This is a genomic window from Bacillus sp. P4_D3 (assembly GCF_056401855.1).
On sequence record NZ_JBFUIN010000237.1, the window covers coordinates 1 to 4,910 of the forward strand.

Annotated in this window: 9 protein-coding genes; 8 read left to right on the forward strand and 1 reads right to left on the reverse strand. The window is 36.7% G+C overall.

The features are described 5' to 3' along the window. On the reverse strand, window positions 1–611 hold a 611-nt coding region (locus AC1DTM_RS18135), incomplete at its 3' end, for a flagellin N-terminal helical domain-containing protein (protein ID WP_477000601.1). Window positions 612–856: 245 nt separating this feature from the next. On the opposite strand from AC1DTM_RS18135, the gene AC1DTM_RS18140 reads away from it, so the two are divergent. The 8 genes from AC1DTM_RS18140 to AC1DTM_RS18175 all read left to right on the forward strand — a co-directional run. After that, on the forward strand, window positions 857–1,645 hold the full coding sequence (locus AC1DTM_RS18140; protein WP_477000602.1) for a lytic transglycosylase domain-containing protein: 789 nt from the start codon (window positions 857–859) through the stop codon (window positions 1,643–1,645). Between the two features lie 65 nt (window positions 1,646–1,710). Continuing rightward, window positions 1,711–1,935, forward strand: coding sequence for a flagellar motor switch protein FliN (locus AC1DTM_RS18145; protein WP_000775712.1), 225 nt, complete (start codon window positions 1,711–1,713; stop codon window positions 1,933–1,935). 14 nt (window positions 1,936–1,949) lie between these two features. Further along, the gene (gene fliM / locus AC1DTM_RS18150; RefSeq protein ID WP_088098913.1) at window positions 1,950–2,936 is read left to right on the forward strand and encodes a flagellar motor switch protein FliM; all 987 of its coding nucleotides are present in this window, start codon (window positions 1,950–1,952) and stop codon (window positions 2,934–2,936) included. Between the two features lie 10 nt (window positions 2,937–2,946). After that, entirely contained in the window at window positions 2,947–3,306 is a 360-nt protein-coding gene (locus tag AC1DTM_RS18155) for a flagellar motor switch protein FliN (RefSeq protein ID WP_002202516.1), read from the forward strand. Window positions 3,307–3,318: 12 nt separating this feature from the next. Beyond that, the gene (locus AC1DTM_RS18160) at window positions 3,319–3,639 is read left to right on the forward strand and encodes a hypothetical protein (protein ID WP_000121176.1); all 321 of its coding nucleotides are present in this window, start codon (window positions 3,319–3,321) and stop codon (window positions 3,637–3,639) included. Beyond that, on the forward strand, window positions 3,636–4,394 hold the full coding sequence (locus AC1DTM_RS18165) for a flagellar type III secretion system pore protein FliP (protein ID WP_002118006.1): 759 nt from the start codon (window positions 3,636–3,638) through the stop codon (window positions 4,392–4,394). The genes AC1DTM_RS18160 and AC1DTM_RS18165 overlap by 4 nt, the downstream gene beginning before the upstream one ends. Before the next feature lie 33 nt (window positions 4,395–4,427). Continuing rightward, window positions 4,428–4,703, forward strand: a complete 276-nt coding sequence (locus tag AC1DTM_RS18170) for a flagellar biosynthetic protein FliQ (RefSeq protein WP_002011993.1) — start codon at window positions 4,428–4,430, stop codon at window positions 4,701–4,703. Between the two features lie 15 nt (window positions 4,704–4,718). Continuing rightward, on the forward strand, window positions 4,719–4,910 hold a 192-nt coding region (locus tag AC1DTM_RS18175; RefSeq protein ID WP_477000603.1), incomplete at its 3' end, for a flagellar biosynthetic protein FliR.

Genomic DNA, 4,910 nt, shown 5'->3' on the forward strand with positions numbered 1-4,910 from the left:
GCTTTATTAAGTTCTTCAGTAGCTAAGTCTTTAGCATCTAAAGCTGAAATTGTAGCTTTAGCAAGTGCATTTTCAGTTGAACCAACTGTTAAGTCTTTAATACCTAATGCTTCTAAAGTAGCTGATTTTAAGTCAATTGAAATTTGTTTTGATTGGTCTGCAGAGTCAAGAGTTTGAATATTGATAGATTTGTTAGATCCATCTAAAAGACTTTTATCGTTAAATTGTGTGTTACCAGCAATATAATCGATTTGTTTTTGTAATTCACCAAACTCTTTTTGTAATGCAGCTTGGTTATCTTTTGTATTTGTGTTGTTCGCAGATTGGTTAGCAATATCACGCATACGAAGTAAGATATTAGAAACTGAGTTCATTGCTGAATCAGCTGTACGGATTAATGCCATACCATCTTGTGTGTTATTAGCTGCAACACCTAATCCGCTTTCACGTGCACGCATACGAGTTGCGATAGCAAGACCTGCTGCATCGTCAGAAGCGTTGTTGATACGTTTACCGCTTGATAAACGGTCCATAGCGTTACTCATTTTAGCTTGGTTTTGACGCATGTATTCTTGCGTACGCATGCTATTAATGTTTGTATTAATTCTCATGTTAAGAACCCCCATTTTTTTATATTGACTTTTCTGTTAATTACAAAACGGTAATATACAAAAAAAACAATTTCGAATTTATTGTAATCCTTGCTATAACGGGTGTCAACTTAAAATTTGAATTAATAAATATAAAAAAATAACAGTTTAACAATGTAGTCATTTTTTTATTGCAAAGGATTATTGCAAACTTTTTTAAAAAACTCTAATATTAGATTATCTTTGTTTATCGAAAAGGTGATATTATGGTAGTTGGAAATATAGTAAAAGAAGTTCTTGCATATAAAAAAGGACAAATTCAGCAAAAGTTAAGTAGTCCGCAGGCGTTCGTTAGTAGTCGTTTTCAAGATCAATTGCAGAGTGAACCTGCGAAGGAGACGAAGGTTACTCCGCAAACGGCAAAAGTAGAAGATATGAGTCAGCCGGTACAATCTACGAAAATAGAAACGGTTGTTAATAAACCGGTAGAGCCTATAAAAGTAGAGGAAACGAGTAAGCTTGAGGAGACGGAGAAAGTTGAAACGAAGAAAGTGGATGAAGTGCAAGTCGCGCAAAAAGAGTTTGAGCGACGTTTCCCAGAAACGAAAAATGAGCCTACTGATACGTGGGGATTAACGAATAAGTATAATATTCAGAAAATACGTTCTTCAAATGAGGGTAAGTATGAGGATATTATTGATCGCGCTAGTCGTACATATGGAATTCCGAAAACATTAATTCAAAAAATGATTGAAGTAGAGTCTAATTTTAATCCGAAAACGGTGTCACATGCAGGAGCGATGGGGCTGATGCAGCTTATGCCAGCAAACGTGAAAGAGATGGGTATAAAAAATCCATTTTCACCAGCTGAAAGTATTGAGGGCGGTGTGAAAGAGTTAAGCGGTTATTTAAAGAAAAATAACGGTGATCTCGTATTAGCGCTTGCTTCTTATAATGCTGGTCCTGGTAATGTGAGAAAGTACGGAGGCGTACCGCCATTTAAAGAAACGCAAGGATATATTAAAAAAATATTAAATATCGACGTTTCGAAATAAGAAATTTCATTTATATATAAAGAGAATATGGAATTTTCGTGAACATGATATGGGAGTTGGCTAGATTGAAATTACAAGATGATATTCCGTTAACAATTTATTTTGAAATCGGAAATACAAAAAAGAAAATTGAAGATCTGCTTCATATTACGAAAGGTACATTGTATCGTCTTGAAAATTCAACGAAAAATACGGTGCGTCTTATGCTTGAGAATGAAGAGATTGGAACCGGAAAGATTTTGACGAAGAATGGAAAAATGTACGTTGAAATCGTTGAATTGAAAAGGTAGGGAAGGGGATTTTCATGAGTGGCGATAAATTAAGCCAAGAGCAGATTGAYGCCCTGCTGAAGGCGGTAAATGAAGGCGAGGAAATGCCAGCTTTCGCACAAGAAGCAGGGAAGCAAGATAAATTTCAAGAGTATGATTTTAATAGACCGGAGAAGTTTGGTGTTGAGCATTTACGTAGTTTGCAAGCAATTGCGTCGACTTTTGGCAAACAGACGTCACAGACGTTGTCAGCTCGTATGCGTATTCCGATTGAACTAGAGCCTTCGACCGTTGAACAAGTTCCGTTTACGAGTGAGTATGTGGAGAAAATGCCGAAAGATTACTATTTATATTGCGTTATTGATCTGGGCCTTCCAGAGCTTGGAGAAATCGTAATTGAAATTGATTTAGCGTTCGTTATTTATATTCATGAATGCTGGCTTGGCGGAGATAGTAAGCGTAACTTTACGATGCGTAGACCGTTAACTGCGTTTGAGTTTTTAACGCTTGATAATATATTTGCTCTTCTTTGTAAAAATTTACAACAATCATTTGAAAGCGTTGTTGCGATTGAACCGAAGTTTGTAACGACGGAGACAGATCCGAATGCGCTGAAGATTACGACAGCGAGCGATATTATTTCACTATTAAATGTAAATATGAAAACAGATTTTTGGAATACGACAGTTCGTATCGGTATTCCGTTCTTATCTGTTGAAGAAATTATGGATAAGTTGACGTCTGAAAATATTGTCGAACATTCTTCGGATAAGCGTAAAAAGTATACGTCTGAAGTAGAAGTGAAAGTAAATCAAGTGTACAAGCCTGTTCACGTTGCGATTGGTGAGCAAAAGATGACAATGGGCGAGATTGAGAAAATTGAAGAAGGCGACATTATTCCGCTTCATACGAAAGTAACAGACCAACTACGTGGTTATGTAGATGGAAAACATAAATTTAATTGTTTTATCGGGAAAGATGGAACGCGTAAGGCGCTCCTATTTAAAAGTTTTATAGAGTAGGAGGATTTATATGAAGCATGAAGTATCTCCTGTGTCATTAATGGGATTAGAAGAATTTGCCGGGAAGCGAAATGAAGCGGGGAAGGCACATATTGATACCGTTTCAGATATTTCAATTGAACTTGGAGTAAAGCTTGGGAAGTCATCTATTATGCTTGGTGATGTGAAGCAATTAAAAGTTGGCGATGTTCTTGAAGTAGAGAAAAATTTAGGACATAAAGTAGATGTATATTTAAGTGATATGAAAGTCGGTATTGGTGAAGCGATAGTAATGGATGAGAAGTTCGGCATTATTATTTCTGAAATTGAAGCTGATAAGAAACATGCCGCGCTTATGAAGGCGCAAAATCAAATGCAGGATAAAGAGTAGAGGAGGAGTCATATGTCGTATATGACGACCTTATTTCAAGTCGTTTTACTGTTTGGTGCGCTCGGCTATGGTGCATATTATATGACGAAAAAGACGCGCAAACAGCAGTTTTTTAAGCAAGGTGAAAACGGACACATTCAAGTGAAAGACGGCGTGTATTTAAATCATCAAACGAGCGCCTTTTTGTTTGAAGTGGACGGAAAGCAAGTGTTCACTGTTATTAGTAATAACGGTGTACAATCTGTGCAGCTAACAGGGACAGGAAATCAGTTTCAACAAGCGCTAGAAGACGCGGTGAAGAGTGAAACGAAAAAAGTAGAGGATCCATCATGAGAATAAAGAAACAGTTATCGTTATTTGCCGTTATTTTCGTATTTTCTATTATTTTTTCATTTGTTTTTGTAAATCCAGCGTATGCAGCCCCGAACGGCTTTATTAATTTCGAAAATGGAAAAGAGTTTACGAGTAATTCAAGTGTACAACTATTCGCGCTCGTTACCCTTCTATCATTATCTTCTTCTATCGTTCTTTTATTTACGCATTTTACTTATTTTATGATTGTTCTTGGGATTACTCGTCAAGGGCTTGGGGTTATGAATTTACCACCAAACCAAGTGCTTGTTGGACTCGCATTATTTTTATCGCTGTTTACAATGCAGCCAGTGCTTGGTCAATTAAAGAGTGATGTGTGGGACCCGATGACGAAAGAAAAAATAACAGTAAGTCAAGCTGCGGAGACGACAGCTCCGATTATGAAAGATTATATGTCGAAGCATACGTATAAGCATGATTTGAAAATGATGCTGAAAGTGCGCGGAGAAGAGTTGCCGAAAGATTTAAAGGATCTTTCACTGTTTACGCTGGTGCCATCCTTTACGTTAACGCAAATTCAAAAAGGTTTACTTACAGGGATGTTCATTTATTTAGCGTTTGTCTTTATTGATTTAATTATTAGTACACTTTTAATGTACCTTGGGATGATGATGGTACCGCCGATGATTTTAAGTTTACCATTTAAAATACTCGTTTTCGTATATTTAGGTGGATATACAAAAATCGTCGATATTATGTTTAAGACGGTCGCCTGAAGCGTTTGATGCTATGTGATAGGAGTCATATAAATGAATACGTCACCAATTATAGATATTTTCCAAACCTTTTTTTATAAAGGGGTTATGATTTTAATGCCGATTGCCGTTGTAAGTATGATTGTCGTTATTATTATCGCGGTTATTATGGCGATGATGCAAATTCAAGAGCAAACGCTGACGTTTTTACCGAAAATGGCGAGTATTGTGCTCGTTATTATCATTTTAGGTCCGTGGATGTTTCAAGAGTTAACGATGCTTATTTTAGATTTATTTGATAAAATCCCATCGCTATTGCGTTCGTACTAAGATAGGTGAACTGAAATGAATATGGAATTATGGGCGGCGACGTTTTTTGCGTTTTGTCGCATTACTTCATTTTTATATTTTTTACCGTTTTTTTCAGGCCGATCAATTCCGGCGATGGCAAAGGTTACATTTGGACTTGCTCTTTCGATTACAGTGGCCGATCAAGTGGATGTCTCTCACATAAAGACAGTTTGGGATGTAGCTGCT

Bases quoted from the DNA above. Each gene is read 5' to 3' on its own strand.
- AC1DTM_RS18170 (WP_002011993.1), top strand. From the start codon at position 4,428: ATGAATACGTCACCAATTATAGATATTTTCCAAACCTTTTTTTATAAA.
- AC1DTM_RS18160 (WP_000121176.1), top strand. From the start codon at position 3,319: ATGTCGTATATGACGACCTTATTTCAAGTCGTTTTACTGTTTGGTGCG.
- AC1DTM_RS18140 (WP_477000602.1), top strand. From the start codon at position 857: ATGGTAGTTGGAAATATAGTAAAAGAAGTTCTTGCATATAAAAAAGGA.
- AC1DTM_RS18155 (WP_002202516.1), top strand. From the start codon at position 2,947: ATGAAGCATGAAGTATCTCCTGTGTCATTAATGGGATTAGAAGAATTT.
- AC1DTM_RS18165 (WP_002118006.1), top strand. From the start codon at position 3,636: ATGAGAATAAAGAAACAGTTATCGTTATTTGCCGTTATTTTCGTATTT.